Genomic DNA, 21711 nt, shown 5'->3' with positions numbered 1-21711 from the left:
GACGTCTGTGACAACTGGTTTGGTGCTTGTCAGCGGAGAGATCACAACATCTACGTATGTTGACATTCCGAAAACGGTTCGCCAAACCATTAAAGAAATCGGATACACACGTGCGAAATACGGATTTGATGCGGAAACTTGTGCGGTTTTAACATCAATTGACGAGCAGTCTGCTGATATTGCAATGGGTGTAGACCAAGCGCTTGAAGCCCGTGAAGGCACAATGAGCGACGAAGAAATTGAAGCGATCGGTGCGGGTGACCAAGGTTTAATGTTCGGTTACGCGTGCAACGAAACGAAAGAGCTTATGCCTCTTCCAATTTCACTTGCTCATAAATTAGCCCGCCGCCTGAGTGAAGTCCGTAAAGAAGATATTCTTCCATACCTTCGCCCTGACGGCAAAACACAGGTAACGGTTGAGTACGATGAAAATAACAAACCTGTCCGCATTGACGCGATTGTTATTTCAACTCAGCACCACCCTGAAATTACGCTTGAGCAAATCCAGCGCAACATTAAAGAACATGTTATCAATCCGGTTGTTCCTGAAGAGCTGATTGATGAAGAAACAAAATATTTCATCAACCCTACAGGACGTTTCGTTATCGGAGGCCCTCAAGGGGATGCGGGACTTACAGGACGCAAAATCATCGTTGATACTTACGGCGGCTATGCACGCCACGGCGGAGGAGCGTTCTCAGGTAAGGATGCAACGAAGGTAGACCGTTCTGCGGCTTATGCAGCAAGATACGTTGCGAAAAACATCGTTGCGGCTGAGCTTGCTGATTCTTGCGAAGTACAGCTTGCTTACGCGATTGGTGTTGCACAGCCTGTATCAATCTCAATCAACACATTCGGTTCCGGTAAAGCTTCTGAGGAAAAACTGATTGAAGTTGTTCGCAATAACTTTGATTTACGACCTGCCGGCATTATCAAAATGCTTGATTTACGCCGTCCGATCTACAAACAAACTGCTGCGTACGGCCACTTTGGACGCCACGATGTTGATCTTCCGTGGGAACGTACAGACAAAGCTGAGCAGCTGCGTAAAGAAGCGTTAGGAGAATAACTTTATAGCCGCTTACTGGTTAAGCGGCTTTCCCTTTTTCACGTTGTATTCATGTTTATTTTTTTACATAACCGTGAAACCAAATACTATTCACAGCGTCTATAAATAGGGGTTCAATGATGACAATTTTAATTATGGAGGCAATACTATGTGTGGATTTGTCGGGGTTTTTAACAAGCATCCGTTAGCTCAAACCGCTGATCAAGAAGAACTAATCAAACAAATGAACCAAATGATCGTTCACCGCGGTCCTGACAGTGATGGATATTTCCATGATGAGCACGTTGGATTCGGATTCAGACGGCTCAGCATTATTGATGTAGAAAATGGCGGACAGCCTTTATCATATGAAGATGAAACATATTGGATTATCTTTAACGGAGAGATCTATAACTATATTGAACTGAGAGAAGAACTTGAAGCAAAGGGGTATACATTCAACACGGATTCGGACACAGAGGTTCTTCTTGCGACTTACCGTCACTACAAAGAAGAAGCGGCGTCCAAACTCCGCGGTATGTTTGCCTTTCTGATTTGGAATAAAAACGATCATGTGCTTTATGGAGCAAGAGATCCATTCGGCATTAAACCGTTGTACTACACAACGATCAATGATCAGGTTTATTTTGCCTCAGAGAGAAAAAGTTTAATGGTTGCTCAGAATGATATTGAAATAGATAAAGAGGCATTGCAGCAGTACATGTCTTTCCAATTCGTTCCTGAACCAAACACGCTTGATGCCAATGTGAAAAAAGTAGAGCCGGGTTCACAGTTCACAATCCGCCCGGACGGCGATATCACATTCAAAACGTATTTCAAAGCGAACTTTAAGCCAGTTCAGACTGAAAAAGATAAGCTTGTGAAAGAAGTCAGAGACGCGATCTATGACTCTGTAAACGTTCATATGAGAAGTGACGTTCCTGTCGGTTCATTCCTGTCTGGCGGAATTGATTCTTCCTTTATTGTATCCGTTGCGAAGGAATTTCATCCAAGCTTAAAAACATTCTCTGTCGGATTTGAACAGCAGGGCTTTAGTGAAGTCGATGTAGCGAAAGAAACTGCAGCGGCACTTGGCATTGAAAATATCAGTAAAGTCATTTCGCCTGAGGAATACATGAACGAGCTTCCGAAGATCGTATGGCATTTTGATGATCCGCTTGCTGATCCTGCAGCGATTCCGTTGTACTTTGTTGCAAAAGAAGCGAAAAAACATGTAACGGTTGCTTTATCAGGAGAAGGTGCGGATGAGCTCTTCGGCGGATATAACATTTACCGTGAGCCGCTTTCGCTTAAACCGTTTGAACGCATTCCGTCAGGCCTGAAAAAGATGCTTCTGCACGTTGCGGCTGTTATGCCTGAAGGTATGAGAGGAAAGAGCCTGCTTGAGCGCGGTTGTACTCCGCTTCAGGATCGTTATATCGGTAACGCGAAAATTTTCGAGGAATCTGTTAAAAAACAGCTGCTGAAGCATTATAATCCGAATCTTTCATATCGTGATGTGACAAAAACTTACTTTACAGAAAGCAGCTCATACAGCGATATCAACAAAATGCAGTATGTCGATATCCATACTTGGATGCGCGGCGATATTTTGTTAAAAGCGGATAAAATGACGATGGCGAATTCTTTGGAACTGCGTGTGCCGTTCTTGGATAAAGTCGTATTTGACGTCGCTTCAAAAATTCCTGATGAGCTGAAAACGAAGAACGGCACGACGAAGTATCTTCTTCGCAAAGCCGCTGAAGGAATTGTGCCTGAGCACGTATTAAACCGCAAAAAGCTTGGTTTCCCTGTACCGATTCGTCATTGGCTGAAAAACGAAATGAACGAATGGGTGCGGAACATGATTCAGGAAAGCCAAACGGATGCTTATATCCACAAGGATTATGTTCTTCAGCTTCTTGAAGACCATTGTGCGGACAAGGCTGATAACAGCCGTAAAATCTGGACTGTACTGATCTTTATGATTTGGCACAGCATCAATATCGAAAAACGGTATATGCCTGAAGAGCTGAGCCATCAGCCTAAAGAAGTCATCTTTGTGTAACAGACAACAAGGCTTTCGATTCGTCGAAAGCCTTGTTATTATCCTTTTATTTCTCCATCATCATTGATTTACCCAATCTACACGAAAAATTCAGAAAAATAATTTATTGATATTTTTTTCTAGGGGAGAAGAAAGCATGCAAAAACAAAAACAAGAGCTGCACCGCGGACTCGAAGAAAGGCATATTTCTTTAATGTCTTTAGGGGCTGCTATAGGAGTGGGATTGTTCCTCGGCTCCGCATCAGCTATTCAATTAGCAGGGCCGGGTATTTTGGGAGCGTATGCCATAAGCGGCCTGGTCATGTTTTTTATTATGAGAGCGCTTGGAGAAATGGCCATTCAAAAACCGGTCGCTGGCTCCTTCAGCCGCTATGCCCGTGATTATTTGGGACCGCTTGCAGGTTATTTAACAGGGTGGAACTACTGGTTTTTATGGGTTGTCACCTGTATGGCTGAAATCACTGCTGTCGGGATTTATATGGGGTACTGGTTTCCGGACGTGCCAAACTGGATTTGGGCATTATCGGCGCTGGTCATTATGACGGGTGTTAATTTCTTGGCTGTCAAAGCTTACGGAGAGCTGGAATTTTGGTTCGCTTTGATTAAAATTGTTGCAATCTTATCAATGATTGCTGTCGGTTTATTGATGATCATCGCAGGGGTCGGCAATGGAGGCATTGCAACCGGAATCAGCAACTTGTGGAACAACGGAGGATTTTTCCCACATGGAATAAAAGGGGTTTTATTGTCACTTCAAATGGTGATGTTCGCCTATTTAGGGATTGAAATGATCGGGGTAACGGCTGGTGAAGTGAAAAACCCGCAAAAATCGTTGGCCAAAGCAATTGATACGGTATTTTGGCGTATTTTGATTTTTTATGTAGGCGCTTTATTTGTTATTATGTCTATTTACCCATGGCAGGAAATTGGCTCACAAGGAAGCCCGTTTGTCCTCACATTTGAAAAAGTGGGCATTCCATCGGCAGCAGGCATCATTAACTTTGTCGTCTTGACGGCTGCGCTGTCTTCATGCAACAGCGGCATTTTCAGCACAGGGCGGATGCTGTTTAACTTAGCGGAGCAGGGTGAGGCACCACAAGCATACGGGCAGCTGACGAAAGGAGGCATCCCGGGTAAAGCTGTTCTGGCTTCAGCGGGCGCTTTATTAGTCGGAGTGCTGTTAAACTATGTTGTACCTGCAAAGGTGTTTACTTGGGTCACAAGCATTGCGACATTCGGAGCGATTTGGACGTGGGCGATCATTTTGCTTTCTCAAATTAGATACCGGAAAAGCTTGCGGCCGGAAGAAAAGAAACACTTAAAATACAAAATGCCTTTCTTTCCGTTTACGTCTTATGTATCTTTGGCATTTTTAGCATTTGTCGTTATTCTTATGGCTTACAGTCCCGATACAAGGGTAGCCGTGATTGTCGGGCCGATTTGGTTTCTTATCTTACTTGCCGTGTATTATGGAAAAGGTTTTCATAAGAAAAATGCGGCTGCTGCCAACGAACGAAATATCAGCTGACCAAAAGAGCTCCCAGCGGGCTCTTTTTGTGTGTGCTCATAGAAAGTAGAGAACAGGAAAGAATAGGAATATGTTTTTTGCAGAAGTAGCTTACAGTTGCGGAACAAGTTTTATGATAAGATAAAAGTCATACGTTTGTGCCGTATGTGAACGTTTTATGGAGAAATCAAAACCCGAACTGTCATGACGTCCGGGTAAACAATGGTTATTGCTTTCAAACATAATTTGAAAAATGGTAAAGTAAGACGAAGCAGGTCTTATGTTTGTTGAAGTGATTTATAGTATTGGCCCTTTGCTACATATTCCGACCGTATTCTTTGCATATCTTGTCGGTCTTCTTCGGTCAAAGGGCGGATGACTTTTGCAGGACGGCCAAAAGCGAGATGGCCAGGCGGAATGATCTTTCCCGGCGGGACAAGACTGCCGGCACCAATAAAGGCGCCTTCGCCAATTTCGGCTCCGTCTAAGATGATTGAGCCCATACCAATTAAGGCGTTCTTGCGGATAACAGCGCTATGAAGTGTAACCTGATGGCCTATCGTGGCGTCATCTTCAATGAGAAGCGTCCGGTTCGGGCTTTGATGGAGGCAGCTTAAATCTTGGATATTGACTCTGTTTCCGATTCTAGTCGGCGCGACATCTCCCCTTATGACAACAGAAAACCAAATGCTGGACTGTTCTCCGATAACGACATCACCAGTAATGGTTGCATTATCAGCTACAAAGGCTGTTGGGTGGATATCTGGCATGTGTTCCTTATAAGGGTAGATCATAGTATTCATCCTTCTTTCTCTATTTAAATTTCGTATGAGGTGAAGAGCATGTGGACCTGGAAAGCAGACAGACCTGTCGCCGTGATTGTGATGATCCACGGGGCAAGTGAATATCACGGACGATATAAATGGCTGATTGAAATGTGGAGATCTTCGGGTTATCACGTTGTCATGGGCGACTTGCCGGGTCAGGGGACAACCACAAGGGCCAGAGGTCATATTCGCTCATTTCAAGAATACATTGATGAAGTAGATACTTGGATAGATAAAGCACGAACCTTTGAGCTGCCGGTTTTTCTTCTCGGTCACAGCATGGGCGGCCTGGTCGCGATTGAATGGTTTAAACAGCAAAGAAATCCCCGTATTACGGGAATTATTTTATCATCACCGTGTCTCGGACTGCAAATTAAAGTCAATAAAGCGCTTGACCTTGCATCCAGAGGCCTGAATGTCATCGCTCCGTCGCTTAAAGTTGATTCGGGATTATCAATTGATATGGCGACGCGTAATGAGGACGTCATCGAGGCCGACCAAAATGACTCGTTATACGTCAGGAAAGTTTCTGTCAGATGGTACAGAGAGCTTTTAAAAACTATTGAGTCAGCGATGGTGCCGACAGATGCGTTTTTAAGAGTGCCGCTTCTTGTGATGCAGGCCGGTGACGATAAGCTTGTTGACAAAACGATGGTCATTAAGTGGTTTTCAGGTGTAGCTTCCCATAATAAAGCGTACAGAGAGTGGGAAGGGCTTTATCATGAAATATTTAATGAACCCGAAAGAGAAGATGTCTTTAAAGCAGCAAGAGCGTTTACTGATCAATATATTTGAACTAGTTGGGGGTGCATGTGTTGACAGTACCAGAACATCCTTTTGGACTGATGGCAAAAGTATATCGAGATATATTTCCGCTCGTTCATCAAGAGCTGGACATTTGGAAGCAAAAATCAGAATCAATTTATAACAGTGAATTAAAAGCACAGGCAACCGCAAGTATTCGAGACAAAACGTTCCACTGTGAGGGCGGCGGCATACTGGCCTTATTGTCAGGCAATCAAAAGCAGAAATGCGTCGAGTTTATCATCGCGTATCAAACGATCAGTGATTATCTGGACAATCTGTGCGACCGCAGCACCTCACTTGACCCGCAGGATTTTCGGATGCTCCACACCTCAATGCAGGACGCACTGACAGTGGGAGCGGAACCGCAAAATTATTATCAATTCAGAGAAGAACAGGATGACAGCGGATATTTGCATGAACTGGTCAAAACGTGCCAGCGTGTTCTTGGTTCAATTGAGCACTACGACATGATTAAACCTTATCTGCTTGAACTGTGCGGCTATTATTGCGATTTGCAGGTGCATAAGCACGTCATTGAGCATGAGCGTGTTCCGCGGCTTGAGAAGTGGTTTACTCAATATGAATCTGAGCTGCCTGAGAAGATGGAATGGTATGAATTTTCAGCCTGTGCAGGCTCTACGTTAGGCATATTCTGTCTTGTTGCGTATTCGTTCCAGCCTGATTTCACAGAAAACACCGCTAAAAAAATCCGCAATAGTTATTTTCCTTACATACAAGGGCTTCACATTCTGCTTGATTATTTGATTGATCAAGAGGAGGACTTGCTGGAAGGGGACTTAAATTTCTGCTCGTATTACGAGTCGCATGAAGAAATGATGAAGCGGCTTGAACACTTTATCCAAAAAGCCGACGAACATTTACAAGGCATTCCGCATGAAAACTTCCATCGTTTAATCAATCGCGGCTTGCTGGGCGTTTATTTGTCAGATGATAAAGTGGCTGGCCAAAAGGAAATAGGCCGGCTCGCGAAGAAGCTGATCAAAGCAAGCGGAAAAACCTCCTTTTTCTTTTATATAAACGGCAGAGCCTACCGGAAATTTCAAAAAATGGGCTGGATGAAAAACTCAAAGAAAAAAGCTCAAATCATTTGCTGATTTGAGCTTTTTTTTCGATGGCGACAATAAATGGCGGGTCATTTTGTTGATTGATAAATCCGTATGTTAAAACACGGGCGGCTTGCTGATCCAAGTTCCGGCAAAAGTCAAGCACGTCGTTTTTTTCAGCTTTGCCTTCCGGGTGACCATGATAGACGACCAAAACAATCAGGCCTTCATCTTTCATGATGCTGAGAAGCTGTTCAATTGCTTTGATTGTTGAATTGCCGTTCGTTGTAATCGATTTGTCCCCGCCCGGCAAATAGCCGAGGTTAAATACAGCGGCCGCCACTTTGCCATGTGTTTCCGGCGGAAGGGATTCAGCAATTTTGTCATGGCTTTTGTGAAATAACGTTGTTCGCGCTTGATATGTCTCACCGAGCCGTTCCTTCGTATTGGCCACGGCTGATTCTTGGATGTCGAATGCGTACACATGGCCGTTTTCACCGACAAGCTCCGCTAAAAACTGCGTATCATGCCCGTTGCCCATCGTTGCATCTACGGCGATATCTCCTTCTCCCGCGGCCATTTTCAGCAGTTCTTTGCTGTAAGGAAGAATTTTTTTCAAAATCATAGGGCTGATTCCTCCTCAAGATGCTGGAAGAACTTCCCCTGATAGCTGCCGCGATTTTCAAGCTCTTTATTAATGGCGCCAAGCACTTCCCATTTGTTGACGCTCCACATCGGCCCGATCATCAATTCTATCGGTCCGTCACCTGTAATGCGGTGGACAATCATTTCAGGCGGAATGATTTCAAGCTGATCGCAGACGAGCTGAACATAATCATCTTGAGAAAGAAATTCCAGCTTTCCCTTTTCATATTGCTTGACCATCGGCGTGCCTTTCAATAGGTGCAGCAGATGAATTTTAATGCCTTGGACGTCCAAATCTGCGACGGCCTTAGCAGTTTCCATCATCATGTCACGGTCTTCCAAAGGCAATCCGTTGATAATGTGCGAGCAGACACGTATGCCGTGTTTTCTTAATTTATTGACGCCTTCCACATAGCAGTTAAAATCATGTGCGCGGTTGATCAGAAGAGCAGTCCGTTCATGAACCGTTTGAAGCCCAAGCTCCACCCACAAATACGTGCGTTCATTCAGCTCTGCCAAATAGTCAACGACATCATCGGGCAGACAATCCGGACGTGTGGCGATCGAAATGCCGACCACATCATCAAGCGCGAGGACAGATTCAAATTTCTCACGAAGCACCTCAACCGGCGCGTGCGTGTTGGTGAAAGCCTGAAAATAAGCGATGTATTTGCCGTCCTTCCATTTTTCGTGCATACGGTTTTTGATGTCATGGAATTGCGTAATTAAATCATCGGCCCGGTTCCCGGCAAAATCGCCGGAACCTGCTGCGCTGCAAAAAGTACAGCCGCCGTGGGCAACGGTGCCGTCCCGGTTCGGGCAGTCAAAGCCGCCGTCCAGCGCCACTTTAAACACCTTATGGCCGAAATGTTCTCTGAGATGATAATTCAATGTATGATAGCGTTTTTCCGTATTTGAATAAGGAAAAGGATTGTTCTGCATCACAATTCATGTGCCTCCTTGCGTACGATTGCAGCATCCTAAAATTGTAGCACGCATTTCACAAGAGAACAAATGAATATCGACCATAAATTACTTTATTGAACGAAGTGAGATGGGGCTACAATATGAATGATGGATTATTTCCATTACCAAGAGGAGGGGTTACTGTGGCAACAAGACAATCAGTAGATGAACATCTCCAGCAATGTATGCAGGCATATGATTATGCTGAAGAACAGCTGACAATCGCTTCTAAACAAGAGCATTATAATGACCAAGAATACAGTGATGCACAAATGCAGCTTGAAAATGCGGTAAATGCCTTAAATAAGCTGTGGCTGTCGTCAAATGATCAGCAGAGAGAACAGCTGTACAGAATGAGACTTCAGCTTCAAGCTTTGCAAAATAATATGATCCTGCAGCACCCTCTTGATGTGTAAGAAACGGACCCTTTTGATAAGGGTCCGTTTTTTTGTAAAAAGGGATTGACTTTGTGGATCAAAGTATTTATTGTATTAAGTGTACTAACCGAAGTAATACACTATAGACACTGATGAAAAGTCATTTATATATTGAAATTAAAGGGAGGCAGTTATGAAACATAAAAAACGAAGCAAACGTAACTTGCCGATGCTGATCGCTGCATCTGTGATCGCTTGTTCTTTTTTTCTTGTTCTTGTGATGATCGGTTTTGAATGGCAAAAAAGTATAATTGATCAGTTTTATTTATAAAGGTTCAGATCGTATAGAAAGTAGGGAAGTAAATGATTCAAATCGATCCAAGAAGCTCAACACCCATTTACGAACAAATTATTCAGCAGATGAAAGAGCTTTGTTTGAAAGGGATCATGAAGCCTGGTGATAAGCTTCCTTCTGTCAGAGAATTGGCGACGATCATTATTGCGAATCCGAACACTGTCAGCAAAGCGTATAAAGAGCTTGAGCGAGAGGGGATTATTGAAACGCTTCGGGGCAGAGGGACCTATATATCGGAGAATGCAAAAACGACACTGGTTGAAGGGAAGATGACGATGATTAAAGAGCAACTCAAACAGCTCATCATCGATGCACACTATGCAGGGGTTGAGCTGGAGAAACTGCAAGAATGGATAAAGGAAATCAGCGCTGATGTGAAGGGAGGCGCAGAAAATGATTGAACTACGGCAGCTGTCAAAAACGATTGACGGAAATCAAGTATTAAAAGATGTTTCATTAACAATTGAAAAAGGAGAAATCTTCGGGCTGCTCGGCCGCAATGGGTCAGGCAAAACGACAATGCTTCGCTTAATCCAGCAAATCATTTTCGCCGACAGCGGGACGATTTTGTTTGATGGCGTAGAAATCAAAAAGCATCCGAAGGTCAAACAGAATATCATCTACATGCCTGTTCAAAATCCTTTTTACGACAAGTATACATACAAGCAGCTAGTCGATATCCTAAGAAGAATTTATCCGAAATTTGATGTTACGTATGCGAATGAGCTGATGAACAGGTATGAAATTCCAGAAACGAAAAAATACCGCGAGCTGTCGACAGGTTTGAAAAAACAGCTGTCGCTCGTTCTGTCGTTTGCGGCGAGACCGGCGCTCATTCTCCTTGATGAGCCGACGGATGGAATAGACGCGGTGACAAGACATGATGTGCTGCAGCTGATGGTCGATGAAGTGGCTGAGCGTGATACGAGCATTCTGATTACCTCTCACCGGCTTGAGGACATAGAGCGGATGTGCAACCGAATTGGTTTTCTCGAAGATAACAGGCTGACAAATGTCATGGATCTTGATGAATTAAAAGAAGAATACATTAAAATTCAAATGGCGTTTGATACAGATGTCAATTTGGCCATCAGAGAACAAAACATTCCGATGCTCGATCAGGCCGGTGTGTTTTACACGGTGCTGATCCCGAAAAGCGATGAGGAGAACAAGAGCTTTTTGAGAGAACTGAAGCCAAAAGTGTGGAATGAGCTTCCTGTCAACTTGGAAGAAGTATTCATTGCGAAGTTTGGAGGGAAGCGGAGATGGTAGACCGAGGTCTCCTCTATCGAGAGTGGAAGCAGAATCAAGTGTTGATTTTGTTAAGTATTGTGTTTTTAGTGCTGGCAAATCCGCTTTCTATCGTTAATACGTATTTGTCTTATCAAGGGTGTCTGGCTCATCAAGACCCGCAATATTGTGATTTTATTGTAAATTATCATAGGAGCAATCTGATAGATATCAACTGGGTGCCGGGTGTCATTTTGGCGGTTTGCTTCCTGGGAATGGAACGTTCGAAAGGCACGATGGATTTTATATTAAGCCTCCCTTATAACAGAAGCCAAATTTTTCAGACGAAATTTTGGTTAGGCGGTATTGTGATTGTGCTGTCGCAATTGATTGGCTTTCTACTCGCATGGCTGCTGATTCTTGTCTATAACCCTGAACACGTCTACTTTTTTGAGCACAGCAGTGTTGGAGTAATCGTGATTAGTTTTATGGCTTATTGTTTGTTGATGGCCGCTGGTGCATTAACGGGGAATGTTTTTGCCCAGTTATTAACGGCATTTGCTGCAGCGGTATTACCGTATTTAATTGTTGCTTTGCCGGTAGGAAACTTTGAAATTGTTTTTGGTGTTAGTATATGGGAAATGTTCCCTTCTCCTGAAGCTTATTTCTCTCTGGCAAGCAATTTATTATATCTTGTGCCCGTTGGTTATGTTGCAAGTGACTGGCTTATCGATAGTAAATATATTCTAATGATTCCAGCTGCTATGAGCATTCTGTTTTACTTGATTGGCTATATAAGCTTCAAAAAGCATCCAAGTGAGCGAAACGGACACTTTTTCCTTTGGAACAGATTAGATCGTCCTGTACAAATTCTGGTTATGGCTTTCGGTATTCTTGGTTTTGGTTTATTTGGATACTCTGCCGGACAGTCCATTATTGGTTATATTTTTGGAATGGTCATTGGAGCGGTGGTTGGATTCTTTGTGAGCTACTTCTCCATTTATAAGAAAACGAAAAATTAAGATCATGCTTTCGGTTTGGAGGGAAGTGATGTGCCGGATTCCGGGCTGTTTTATAAAGAGTGGAAGCAAAATAAAGCTCTGCTCATCATGATTTTTTTGGTATTTATGCTTAGCAATCCTTTTACCGTTTTAAATACGTACATCTCATATCAAGGCTGCGTGGCTAATCAGAACGAGTGGATCGGAACCTGCGTATTTACGATTAACTATTTAAACGGCACATTTATCTCACTGTTTTGGATTTGGGGTGTCGTTTTGGCGGTCAGCCAGCTTGGGATTGAACGAAGCAAGGGCTTGTTTGATTTTACATTAAGCCTTCCTTATACACGTGGGCAGATATTTAACGCAAAGTTTATGATGGGCGGAATGGTGATTGTGGTTTCACAAATCACGGGGTATGGATTAGCTGTTTTGCTGGTTATGCTTTTGAAGCCTGATCAGGTTGCTAATTTTCATCACTACAGCCTTGGAATGATCATCATCAGCATGCTGGCTTATTCTTTGGTTATGGCTGGAGGAGCTTTGACAGGCCATATTTTTGCACAGCTGCTGGTCTCATTTACTGTCACCATCTTGCCTTTTTTAGTGATTACCCTTCCTGCGATTAATATGGATATCCTTTTTGGCGGGAGAGCGGGATTTTTAGATTACCCTATACCTGAATGGATGCAGTATATATTTCCGATCACATATGTTGTTCCAAACTGGGTTGAGGATTCACCGCATTATTTAGTGATTCCAGCTGTGATGAGCATCATGTTCTACATCATCGGCTACATCAGTTTCGTCAAACTGTCTAATGAACGAAATGGAAATTTCTTTTTGTGGAAAGCATTGGATCGCCCGGTGCAAGTGATCGTCATTATTATTGGCATTTTGGGCTTCGGCTACTTTGGATACGCTGCAAGCGAGAGCTTTGCCGGTTATGTCGTCGGCATGGCTGCAGGCGCTGTGATTGGTTTCTTCATCAGTTATTTTGCGATTTATAAAAAAACAAAACAGTTGTAAGGGAGAGAGAATATATGATTGATGTTCAGCATATCGACCATTCTTTCACGATAGGAAAAAAGGGCCGTGAGAATGAAGTTCCAGTATTGAAGGGTGTTTCCTTAAGCGTGGCGAAAGGTGAAATCGCCTGTATTGTCGGGCGAAGCGGCTCAGGAAAATCCACGCTTCTGAATTTAATTTCCGGTTACATATCGCCGTCAAAAGGACGGATTGTCATTAATGGCACTGATGTTACGGGATTTAATGAAAAGGAATGGGCGCAATTTCGGCTTGACCATTTCGGGTTTATTTTTCAAAGCTTTCAGCTTATCCCGGGGTTAACGACGTATGAAAATGTTGAAATGCCGCTGGCGTTAAAAGGGATTAAACCATCTGAGCGCAAGCAAAAGGTGCAGGACATGCTGAAACGCGTCGGTCTTGAAAACCATGCCGCTCATTATCCGAATGAACTGTCGGGCGGCCAGCAGCAGCGTGTCAGTATTGCGCGAGCATTGATTTTAAACCCATCCATTATTTTAGCGGATGAGCCGACGGGAAGCCTTGATTCAGAAACGGAACAGGAAGTGCTGAATTTGATTCAACAGCTAAACCGTGAGCGGGGCATTACATTTGTGATTATTACTCACGATGATGAAGTGGCTTCCATCGGACATTCAAAATTTCAGCTTCATGACGGTGTGTTAAAAGGGGGAATTACCGTTGAGGTTTAAGGATCAGGTTCATTTTATCAGAAGAAATATGAAGAAAAACAGGCTGCGTGTCTTTATGACAATTCTTGCGACAACAATGGCGTGTGCGTTTTTAGTGGTGCTGTCATCGGTTGGATTCGGCATTCAAAAGACGATTACGGATATCACAATGAGCCAGCAGGTTGTGACTAAAGTCAGTGTAATGGGCAAGGAAGGCGATAAGCCCATTAAAACAGCTGATTTAGAGAAGTACGATCATGTAAGGTCAGTTGTAGAAAGAACGCAAGTGTATGAACCAAACAAAGCAACTTTAGGCAATCGTACAAATGAAAGCTCTAATTTAATCTTTACCAATATGAATGATGAACTAAAGGCCAATATGGAGTTGGAAAAAGGAAGAGTCGCAAAGTCGGAAAATGAAATCGTAGTAGGATACGACTTTGCAAAGAGATTATTGACGAAAAAAGAATCGGAAGAGTATAACAAAAAAATCGAGGAAGCAAAAGGAAACCCGGAAGATATAAAAGAACCAGAAGGCTATACGAAAGATATTCTGAACAAAACGATTGAATTAAGTGTATCAAAAACAGATCCTAAAACAGGGGATGTTGAAAAAACAAAAACATATGACTTTAAAATTGTCGGTATTGCAAAAAAGCCATCTCAAGATTGGATGGAGGACTCAAACATTTTCATCAGTGATCAATTCAAGAAGGATTTTTCGGAATTCTTAGATTTTAAAGGCGGAAATGTTGAAAATAACATTAGCGTTTTTGCTGATAAATTTGAGAACGTGGAACAGCTGACAAATGATCTGACAGATGATGGATACTATGTCACATCAGTTACGACCGAGCTTGAAGGAGTCAACACCTTCTTCATGGTCTTCAAAATCGGCCTGATCTTTGTCGGATGTATTGCTGTTATCATCTCAGCAATCGGCATTTTTAACACGATGACGATGGCAGTTACAGAAAGAACGCAGGAGATTGGCATTATGAAAGCGATTGGAGCGAGTCCGTCTATTATTCGCCGAATGTTCTTGATGGAAAGCGCGTATATCGGGATTTTAGGCTGTGTGATTGGGATTATCATTTCTTACGGCGTGAGCTACCTTGTCAACCTGGCCGTTCCAATGATTCTCGCGGCGACAAGCGGAGGCGAAGCGGGCGATTTGAATTACACATTCTCGTATATCCCGGGCAGCCTTGTGATCATTGCCGTTGTGATTTGCGGAGGGGTTGCGGTGATTTCCGGTATGAACCCGGCAAGAAAAGCGACTAAAACCAACGTGCTGACTGCGTTGAGAAGAGAATTATAATGCGTACGAGCCGGCTGAGACAGCCGGCTTTCTCTATAGCGTATGAAGGTGTTTTGCTATACACTTGATAAAAAAGGAAAAAGTGCGGTGAGTCGATTGTTTAAACTTTTGCTAATTGAAGATGATGAATCGCTGTTTCATGAAATCAAGGATCGTTTAACGGGATGGTCTTATGATGTATACGGCATTCAGGATTTCAGTCAAGTGCTGCAGGAATTTGCGGCAGTTAAGCCTGATTGTGTCATTATTGATGTCCAGCTGCCTAAATTCGATGGATTTCATTGGTGCCGGCTGATCCGCTCCCGGTCAAATGTTCCGATTCTCTTTTTGTCTTCCCGTGATCATCCTGCTGATATGGTGATGTCTATGCAGCTCGGAGCAGATGACTTTATTCAAAAGCCATTTCACTTTGATGTGCTGATTGCGAAAATCCAAGCGATTTTCCGGCGCGTGCATCATTATAATACGGAGTCGAGCACGATCAAAACATGGTGCGGTGCTGCCATAGACGCAGAGCAGAACCTCGTCAGCAATGACAAAGGCTCTGTTGAACTGACTAAAAATGAAATGTTCATTTTAAAACAGCTAATAGAACAAAAAAACAAGATCGTCAGCCGAGAAGAGCTGATCAGAAGCTTGTGGAACGATGAGCGTTTTGTGAGTGATAATACGCTGACCGTCAATGTCAACCGCCTGCGGAAAAAACTGGATGCCCTGCAGCTTGGCACGTATATCGAGACAAAGGTCGGCCAAGGCTACATGGCGAAGGAAGAGGATCATTTCTATGATTAAAGCATTCCTCACTGAAAGGCGAAGCTGGATTGCCGTGTTTTTGTTTCAGCAGGCTTTGATGTTAGTCATTGCTTTTGTTGATCCTTCCATTTCATTTGAAAATGTTCTTTATATGGTGTATTTGTGTGGCTTGTTTTTTATCATATTCCTTTGGTTCCGCTATCGGAAAGAAACGGCGTTTTATAAAAGCCTGCAAACATGGGAGAATCATCTTGATGTGACATCGATAAATGAACCGGAAACGCCGTTTGAATCGATGGTTGAAAGAAGCATTACCGGACAAACGGAACACTTGAAGCAAACCGCTGCCCGGCATCGCTTGGCATTGGAAAATGAAAAAGATGAGCTGATGGCATGGATCCATGAGGTCAAAACCCCATTGACAGCGATGCATTTAATCATTGATAGAATGGAAGGCCAAGCTTTGAAATCCCAGCTATCATATGAATGGCTGCGTATTCACCTGCTTTTAGATCAGCAGCTTCATCAAAAACGCATATCATTTATTGAAAACGATCTGTCTGTGGAATTCATTCAGCTTCAGCCTTTGATCTTCAAGGAAATCAAAGATTTACAATCGTGGTGTATCCAAAAAGGGATCGGCTTTGATATTCAGCTGGAGGCTGAAGAAGTGCTGAGCGATGCAAAATGGCTGGCGTTTATCATCAGACAGCTGCTGACAAACGCGGTGAAATACAGCGAAGCCTCTGAGATAGAAATCAAAAGCACTCAAAAAGGGGAACGGACGCAGCTCCAAGTGAAAGACTGTGGCAGGGGCATTGATCAAAAAGATGTGCCGCGTATTTTTGATAAAGGATTTACATCTACAACGGACCACCATGATCAAGCGTCCACAGGCATGGGGCTGTACTTGGCGAAAAAAGCCGCGGCGCCGTTATTGATCCATATAGATGTTGATTCGGAGTTCGGTGTGGGGACCGTTTTTACATTAACCTTTCCGAAACGGAATCAATTTGAACGTGTCATAAGCATGTGACAAAAATGTCACATGCTTTTCTTTTTTGTTCGCAGTATCGAAGGAAATGCCCGGCATTCCTTTTTATAATGAGATTATCCAATATAAAGGAGATTATAGAAATGATGATTTTACAAGCAAATAAAATTCGAAAAAGCTATGGAAACAAGCTGAATAAACAAGAAGTGCTCAAAGGTATTGATATCCATATCCAAAAAGGCGAATTTGTCAGTATTATGGGGGCATCAGGGTCCGGGAAAACCACATTGCTTAACGTGCTGTCTTCGATTGATCAGGTCAGTCACGGAACGATCAACATTAACGGAAATGAAATGACTTCTATGAAGGAAAAGCAGCTGGCTGAATTCAGAAAACAGCATTTAGGCTTTATCTTTCAAGATTACAATTTGTTAGACACATTGACAGTGAAAGAAAATATCCTTCTGCCATTATCGATCACGAAACTATCAAAAAAGGAAGCCAATCGCAAGTTTGAGGAAGTTGCAAAGGAATTGGGAATTTATGAATTGCGCGATAAGTACCCAAATGAAATTTCCGGCGGCCAGAAGCAGAGAACATCGGCCGGGAGAGCGTTTATTCATGACCCGAGCATTATTTTCGCTGATGAACCGACCGGCGCGCTCGATTCGAAATCGGCCTCCGATTTATTAAACAAGCTGAGCCAGCTCAATCAGAAACGCAACGCCACGATCATTATGGTCACCCATGATCCCGTCGCCGCAAGCTACTGCGGCAGAGTCATTTTTATTAAGGACGGGCTAATGTATACGCAGCTGAATAAAGGGGGCCAGGACAGGCAGACGTTTTTCCAGGATATTATGAAAACGCAAGGCGTGTTAGGCGGGGTGCAGCATGAACATTAATCAGCTCATCCTGCGAAATTTGAAAAAGAATCTTCGGAATTACTATCTGTATGTGTTTGCGCTCATCTTTAGCGTGGCACTTTATTTCGCCTTTGTCACGCTCCAATATGATCCCGCGATTAACGAAGTGAAGGCTTCAATCAAGGGAGCCGCGGCTATTAAAACCGCTTCGATTTTGCTTGTGGCTGTAGTGGCAATCTTCATTTTATATGCCAATACGATTTTTATTAAAAGACGGAGTAAAGAAATCGGGCTGTTTCAATTAATCGGAATGACGAAGCATAAAATCTTTCGTATCTTAAGTGCAGAAAATATCATGCTGTATTTCGGTTCCCTAGCGATCGGGGTAGTGGCTGGGTTTTCGATATCGAAGCTGGTATTGATGATTCTGTTCAAAATTGTGGATGTCGAAGCTGATGCGAAACTGCATTTTTCCGGGCAAGCCTTGATCCAAACGATCATTGTATTCTGCGGCATTTACCTTTTGATTATGGTCATGAATTATACGTTTATCAAAAAACAAAGTATATTATCTTTATTTAAAGTGGCGTCTTCCACTGAAGATAAAGTGAAGAAAATATCATTTTTCCAGATGCTGATCGGCGCTTTAGGCATCGTGCTGATTTTGACAGGATACTATGTGTCTTCTGAGCTGTTTGGCGGAAAATTTAAGACCATTAATGAACTGTTTGGTGCGATGAGCTTCATCCTGGGGAGCGTCATTATCGGGACGTTTTTGTTTTATAAAGGATCGGTTACGTTTATCTCGAACATCATTCGAAAAAGCAAGGGCGGCTACTTAAATATTTCTGAGGTCCTGTCACTGTCATCAATCATGTTCAGAATGAAATCGAACGCGTTGCTGCTGACGATTATTACAACCGTTTCAGCGCTCGCCATCGGGCTGTTATCGCTCGCTTATATTTCGTATTACTCGGCAGAAAAAACTGCTGAACAAAATGTAGCGGCGGATTTTTCATTCATGAATGAGAAAGATGCCAAACGATTTGAAAGCAGTTTGAGTGAAAGCAACATTTCATATGTGAAAAAGGAAACCCCTGTCCTGCAAGCGTCTTTTGATGTCACAAATATCATGGATGGAACCCCGAAAGAGATGCAGGGGGATCCTAGCAAATTACAGCTTGCTGTTGTTAGCGACAAAGATGTAAACGGAGTCGATGTGGCGGTTGGGGAAGCGGTTTTCTCAGGATATACTGACTTGCTGCAAAAAATAATGGTTTTAAAAGACTCGGGCAGCATTAAAGTAAACAGCAAGCATGAAACGCAACCATTACACTATAAAGGATTAAGAGATGAGTTTCTTGTATCCTACACGTTTACAAGCGGGGGAATGCCCGCTGTCATAGTGGATGACAGCCTGTATAAACGGCTGAACAAAGATAAAGACCCCGGTATTCAGCTTCCGCAATCTGAATTTATCGGCATTAATATGAAACATGGAGATCAGCTTGAAAAAGCAAATGAGCTTTTTCAAAAGGTGAACAAGAAAGATCTGCATTTATCAAGGCTGGATACAAGTATTGCGCAAAAATCTCTTTTTGGTATGGTCATGTTCATCGTTGGTTTCTTAGGATTAACATTTCTCATCACCTCGGGGTGTATCCTTTACTTTAAACAAATGGGTGAAAGTGAAGATGAAAAACCGAATTATACGATTTTGAGAAAACTCGGTTTTACGCAGGGCGACCTGATAAAGGGGATACGAATCAAACAAATGTACAACTTCGGCATTCCACTGGTTGTCGGTCTCTTCCACAGCTACTTTGCCGTCCAATCCGGCTGGTTCTTATTCGGATCTGAGGTCTGGACGCCGATGATAGTGGTGATGGTGTTATATACTGCGCTCTACTCGATTTTTGGTTTTCTGTCAGTTCTTTATTATAAGAAGGTTATTAAATCGTCGTTGTGAAACAGCAAAAGCTCCAGAGATTCTGGAGCTTTTTGTTTATCGTTTTGGCGCCCGGTAACCGGCGGCTTCAGCTTCTTCAACTGAACAAAACATTTCAGCCGGGTCGGTTGTCCGGTCATAGTATGTACTGCCCGGCGTGTGGTAGATGCCGTTTTTGCTTCCTTTAATATTACAGCCTTCTGCTGTGTCAGCTGTTTTGGCTTCATCATTTTTATAGGTATGGCTTGAAGAATTTCCAGTGTCTTCATGAGAACTGGCAGTTTGGCTTTTTGCCTCTTTCAATTGCTTTTCAAGCTTTGTGTTATCTTGTTGGAGTGTTTCATTTTCAGCCTTAACCGTTTTTGTATCTTCTTTGAGCTGTTTTTGATTTTCTTGAAGCTCTTTAATCTCAGCTTTTAATGATTTCTGAGTCTTTTTTAGTTCGCTATTCTCTTTTTCAATCTGCTCAAGCTTGTCCTGATTTTCTGTGTTGTCTTTCAATTTCTTTGCTTCTGAGCTGACAGATTTATATTCTTTCTCAAGTGCTTCATGCTCTTTTGTGAGACTTTTATATTCGGCGTTTAGCGCTGAATATTTTTTCTCAGCATTTGCTGCAGCAGCATCAGGTTCTGCCAATCCTGCTCCGGTGAAGAGCAGCACCAGGCCTCCTATCAAAAGCGGCCAAAAGAGTTTCTTAGAGAAATGTTTTTCCTTTTTCAGCACATATCTGACGAGGTGATACAATCCATAGCCAAGCGAAATGAGACATGCAAGAAAACCTAAAAATACTAATGTCATTTCCATAAAATGCCCCCTTTTTCTATTTATTTTACATTTTCTGATCAATATTTGTTAGATTTTTTCACGCTCATCAGTTGAAAAATGTGAGATAGACAGATAGAATGAATGTGCTATGATAACTCGATTCGTACGAAGCCGTTTTAGGTTTCGTTTTTTTCATGAGCTTTTTTAGGTAAGAAAGGGGGATTAGTGTGCCGCGTGCTCTTAAAATTTTAATCATTGGAATGTTTATTAATGTGACGGGTGCTTCTTTTTTATGGCCGCTGAATACGATTTATATCCATAATCATTTAGGAAAGTCATTAACAGTAGCCGGACTTGTGCTGATGCTGAATTCCGGCGCCAGTGTGGCAGGAAATTTATGCGGCGGTTTTTTGTTTGATAAAATCGGCGGCTTTAAATCGATTATGCTTGGGATTGCGATTACGTTAGCAAGCCTGATGGGCCTTGTCTTTTTTCATGAGTGGCCGGCCTATATTGTGCTGCTGACGATTGTGGGCTTTGGTTCCGGTGTTGTTTTTCCGGCCAGCTACGCAATGGCTGGATCGGTGTGGCCTGAAGGGGGAAGGAAGGCATTTAATGCGATATATGTTGCGCAAAACGCGGGTGTGGCCGTTGGGTCAGCGCTTGGCGGTGTAGTGGCGTCTTTCTCATTTTCATACGTATTTTTGGCGAATGCTGCATTGTATCTGGCCTTTTTCTTTATCGTATATTTCGGATTTCGAAATATTCAGACGAAGGATGCGTCTCAAACATCGGTGCTTGATTATGATGCCGTAAACGGCAAAGCAAAATTTGCTGCGCTCATCATATTAAGCAGTGGCTATGTACTTGGATGGCTGGCTTATTCTCAGTGGTCTACCACAATTGCTTCGTACACACAAAGCATTGGAATATCTCTTTCCTTATATAGCGTGCTGTGGACGGTTAACGGGATTTTAATTGTGCTTGGCCAGCCGCTTGTCAGCTTTGTAGTGAAAAAATGGGCGGAGTCGCTGAAAGCGCAAATGGTCATCGGATTTATCATTTTCATTGTATCCTTCAGCATGCTGCTGACGGCAAAGCATTTCCCGATGTTTCTGGCTGCTATGGTGATCCTGACCATAGGGGAAATGCTTGTCTGGCCTGCGGTGCCGACGATTGCCAACCAGCTTGCCCCTAAAGGGAAGGAAGGATTTTACCAAGGCTTTGTCAACAGCGCGGCGACAGGCGGCAGAATGATTGGTCCGTTGTTCGGCGGTTTGCTTGTCGATCATTTCGGCATTCAGGCTCTTGTCTTATCTCTTTTGGTTTTGCTGTTGATCAGTATTGCCACGACGCTTTTATATGACAAACGGATAAAACCGGCTAAAGAAACAAATAAGCAAGCATCAATCTCTTCATAATAAAGATCCCGCCGGATGAGCGGGATCTTT

At 43.0% G+C, this 21711-nt stretch carries 22 protein-coding genes; 18 read left to right on the top strand and 4 right to left on the bottom strand.

The features are described from left to right. From metK to alaP, 3 genes are all read left to right on the top strand, one after another. Positions 1 to 1069, top strand: a 1069-nt coding sequence (gene metK, locus RAC86_RS12025; protein WP_377885670.1) for a methionine adenosyltransferase, incomplete at its 5' end; no start/stop codon positions are given. A 148-nt stretch (positions 1070 to 1217) separates the two neighbouring features. Next, complete coding sequence (gene asnB, locus RAC86_RS12020; RefSeq protein ID WP_377885669.1) at positions 1218 to 3116, top strand: asparagine synthase (glutamine-hydrolyzing); 1899 nt, start codon at positions 1218 to 1220, stop codon at positions 3114 to 3116. 136 nt (positions 3117 to 3252) lie between these two features. After that, complete coding sequence (gene alaP / locus RAC86_RS12015) at positions 3253 to 4644, top strand: alanine permease AlaP (protein WP_014114870.1); 1392 nt, start codon at positions 3253 to 3255, stop codon at positions 4642 to 4644. Between the two features lie 257 nt (positions 4645 to 4901). On the opposite strand, the gene RAC86_RS12010 is transcribed toward alaP, so the two are convergent. Continuing rightward, positions 4902 to 5417, bottom strand: coding sequence for a gamma carbonic anhydrase (locus tag RAC86_RS12010; RefSeq protein WP_041905866.1), 516 nt, complete (start codon positions 5415 to 5417; stop codon positions 4902 to 4904). Positions 5418 to 5465: 48 nt separating this feature from the next. On the opposite strand from RAC86_RS12010, the gene ytpA reads away from it, so the two are divergent. Further along, positions 5466 to 6245: a phospholipase YtpA gene (gene ytpA / locus RAC86_RS12005; RefSeq protein WP_041521047.1), complete on the top strand. Its 780-nt coding sequence runs from the start codon at positions 5466 to 5468 to the stop codon at positions 6243 to 6245. A 20-nt stretch (positions 6246 to 6265) separates the two neighbouring features. Then, complete coding sequence (gene tbcS, locus RAC86_RS12000) at positions 6266 to 7372, top strand: tetraprenyl-beta-curcumene synthase (protein WP_014114867.1); 1107 nt, start codon at positions 6266 to 6268, stop codon at positions 7370 to 7372. On the opposite strand, the gene mnmM is transcribed toward tbcS, so the two are convergent. Together mnmM and mnmL are read right to left on the bottom strand one after the other, a co-directional pair. After that, complete coding sequence (mnmM, locus tag RAC86_RS11995) at positions 7362 to 7946, bottom strand: tRNA 5-(aminomethyl)-2-thiouridylate-methyltransferase MnmM (RefSeq protein ID WP_014114866.1); 585 nt, start codon at positions 7944 to 7946, stop codon at positions 7362 to 7364. The genes tbcS and mnmM overlap by 11 nt on opposite strands. Then, the gene (gene mnmL, locus RAC86_RS11990; protein WP_014114865.1) at positions 7943 to 8911 is read right to left on the bottom strand and encodes a tRNA modification radical SAM protein MnmL/YtqA; all 969 of its coding nucleotides are present in this window, start codon (positions 8909 to 8911) and stop codon (positions 7943 to 7945) included. The genes mnmM and mnmL overlap by 4 nt, the downstream gene beginning before the upstream one ends. 164 nt (positions 8912 to 9075) lie before the next feature. Between mnmL and RAC86_RS11985 the strand changes: the two genes are divergently transcribed. The 12 genes from RAC86_RS11985 (at position 9076) to bceB (ending at position 19516) form a co-directional block, all read left to right on the top strand. Continuing rightward, a complete protein-coding gene (locus tag RAC86_RS11985) occupies positions 9076 to 9348 on the top strand; it encodes a YtzC family protein (RefSeq protein WP_072566728.1) in 273 nt (90 codons plus the stop codon). A gap of 154 nt (positions 9349 to 9502) precedes the next feature. Continuing rightward, a complete protein-coding gene (locus tag RAC86_RS11980; RefSeq protein WP_014114864.1) occupies positions 9503 to 9640 on the top strand; it encodes a hypothetical protein in 138 nt (45 codons plus the stop codon). Between the two features lie 32 nt (positions 9641 to 9672). After that, entirely contained in the window at positions 9673 to 10065 is a 393-nt protein-coding gene (gene ytrA, locus RAC86_RS11975) for a GntR family transcriptional regulator YtrA (protein ID WP_072566727.1), read from the top strand. Beyond that, positions 10058 to 10936, top strand: coding sequence for an ABC transporter ATP-binding protein YtrB (gene ytrB, locus RAC86_RS11970; protein WP_003223329.1), 879 nt, complete (start codon positions 10058 to 10060; stop codon positions 10934 to 10936). The genes ytrA and ytrB overlap by 8 nt, the downstream gene beginning before the upstream one ends. Beyond that, positions 10930 to 11916 (top strand): ABC transporter permease YtrC, encoded by a 987-nt coding sequence (gene ytrC, locus RAC86_RS11965; RefSeq protein WP_072566726.1) that lies wholly within the window; start codon positions 10930 to 10932, stop codon positions 11914 to 11916. The genes ytrB and ytrC overlap by 7 nt, the downstream gene beginning before the upstream one ends. Before the next feature lie 30 nt (positions 11917 to 11946). Then, on the top strand, positions 11947 to 12924 hold the full coding sequence (locus tag RAC86_RS11960) for a cation-translocating P-type ATPase (protein ID WP_072566725.1): 978 nt from the start codon (positions 11947 to 11949) through the stop codon (positions 12922 to 12924). Between the two features lie 14 nt (positions 12925 to 12938). After that, complete coding sequence (ytrE, locus tag RAC86_RS11955) at positions 12939 to 13634, top strand: ABC transporter ATP-binding protein YtrE (protein WP_014114860.1); 696 nt, start codon at positions 12939 to 12941, stop codon at positions 13632 to 13634. Further along, complete coding sequence (ytrF, locus tag RAC86_RS11950; protein ID WP_072566724.1) at positions 13624 to 14934, top strand: ABC transporter permease YtrF; 1311 nt, start codon at positions 13624 to 13626, stop codon at positions 14932 to 14934. Before ytrE ends, ytrF begins: the two co-directional genes overlap by 11 nt. A gap of 96 nt (positions 14935 to 15030) precedes the next feature. Beyond that, positions 15031 to 15726 (top strand): two-component response regulator BceR, encoded by a 696-nt coding sequence (bceR, locus tag RAC86_RS11945; RefSeq protein WP_072566723.1) that lies wholly within the window; start codon positions 15031 to 15033, stop codon positions 15724 to 15726. Beyond that, positions 15719 to 16723: a two-component sensor histidine kinase BceS gene (locus RAC86_RS11940; protein WP_072566722.1), complete on the top strand. Its 1005-nt coding sequence runs from the start codon at positions 15719 to 15721 to the stop codon at positions 16721 to 16723. The genes bceR and RAC86_RS11940 overlap by 8 nt, the downstream gene beginning before the upstream one ends. Positions 16724 to 16824: 101 nt before the next feature. Beyond that, positions 16825 to 17586 (top strand): bacitracin ABC transporter ATP-binding protein BceA, encoded by a 762-nt coding sequence (bceA, locus tag RAC86_RS11935; protein ID WP_072566721.1) that lies wholly within the window; start codon positions 16825 to 16827, stop codon positions 17584 to 17586. Further along, on the top strand, positions 17576 to 19516 hold the full coding sequence (bceB, locus tag RAC86_RS11930) for a bacitracin ABC transporter permease BceB (protein ID WP_072566720.1): 1941 nt from the start codon (positions 17576 to 17578) through the stop codon (positions 19514 to 19516). The genes bceA and bceB overlap by 11 nt, the downstream gene beginning before the upstream one ends. Positions 19517 to 19552: 36 nt before the next feature. Here the strand turns inward: bceB and RAC86_RS11925 are convergent, their stop codons facing one another. Further along, a complete protein-coding gene (locus RAC86_RS11925; RefSeq protein WP_072566719.1) occupies positions 19553 to 20299 on the bottom strand; it encodes an LMBR1 domain-containing protein in 747 nt (248 codons plus the stop codon). Between the two features lie 188 nt (positions 20300 to 20487). On the opposite strand from RAC86_RS11925, the gene RAC86_RS11920 reads away from it, so the two are divergent. Next, positions 20488 to 21681, top strand: coding sequence for an MDR family MFS transporter (locus RAC86_RS11920; RefSeq protein WP_014114853.1), 1194 nt, complete (start codon positions 20488 to 20490; stop codon positions 21679 to 21681). Positions 21682 to 21711: the final 30 nt, after the last annotated feature.

The sequence above is a fragment of the Bacillus sp. LR_5 genome, assembly GCF_042709275.1.
The sequence above is the reverse complement of the archived record's forward strand: the minus strand, read 5'-3'. Positions and strand labels throughout refer to the sequence as shown.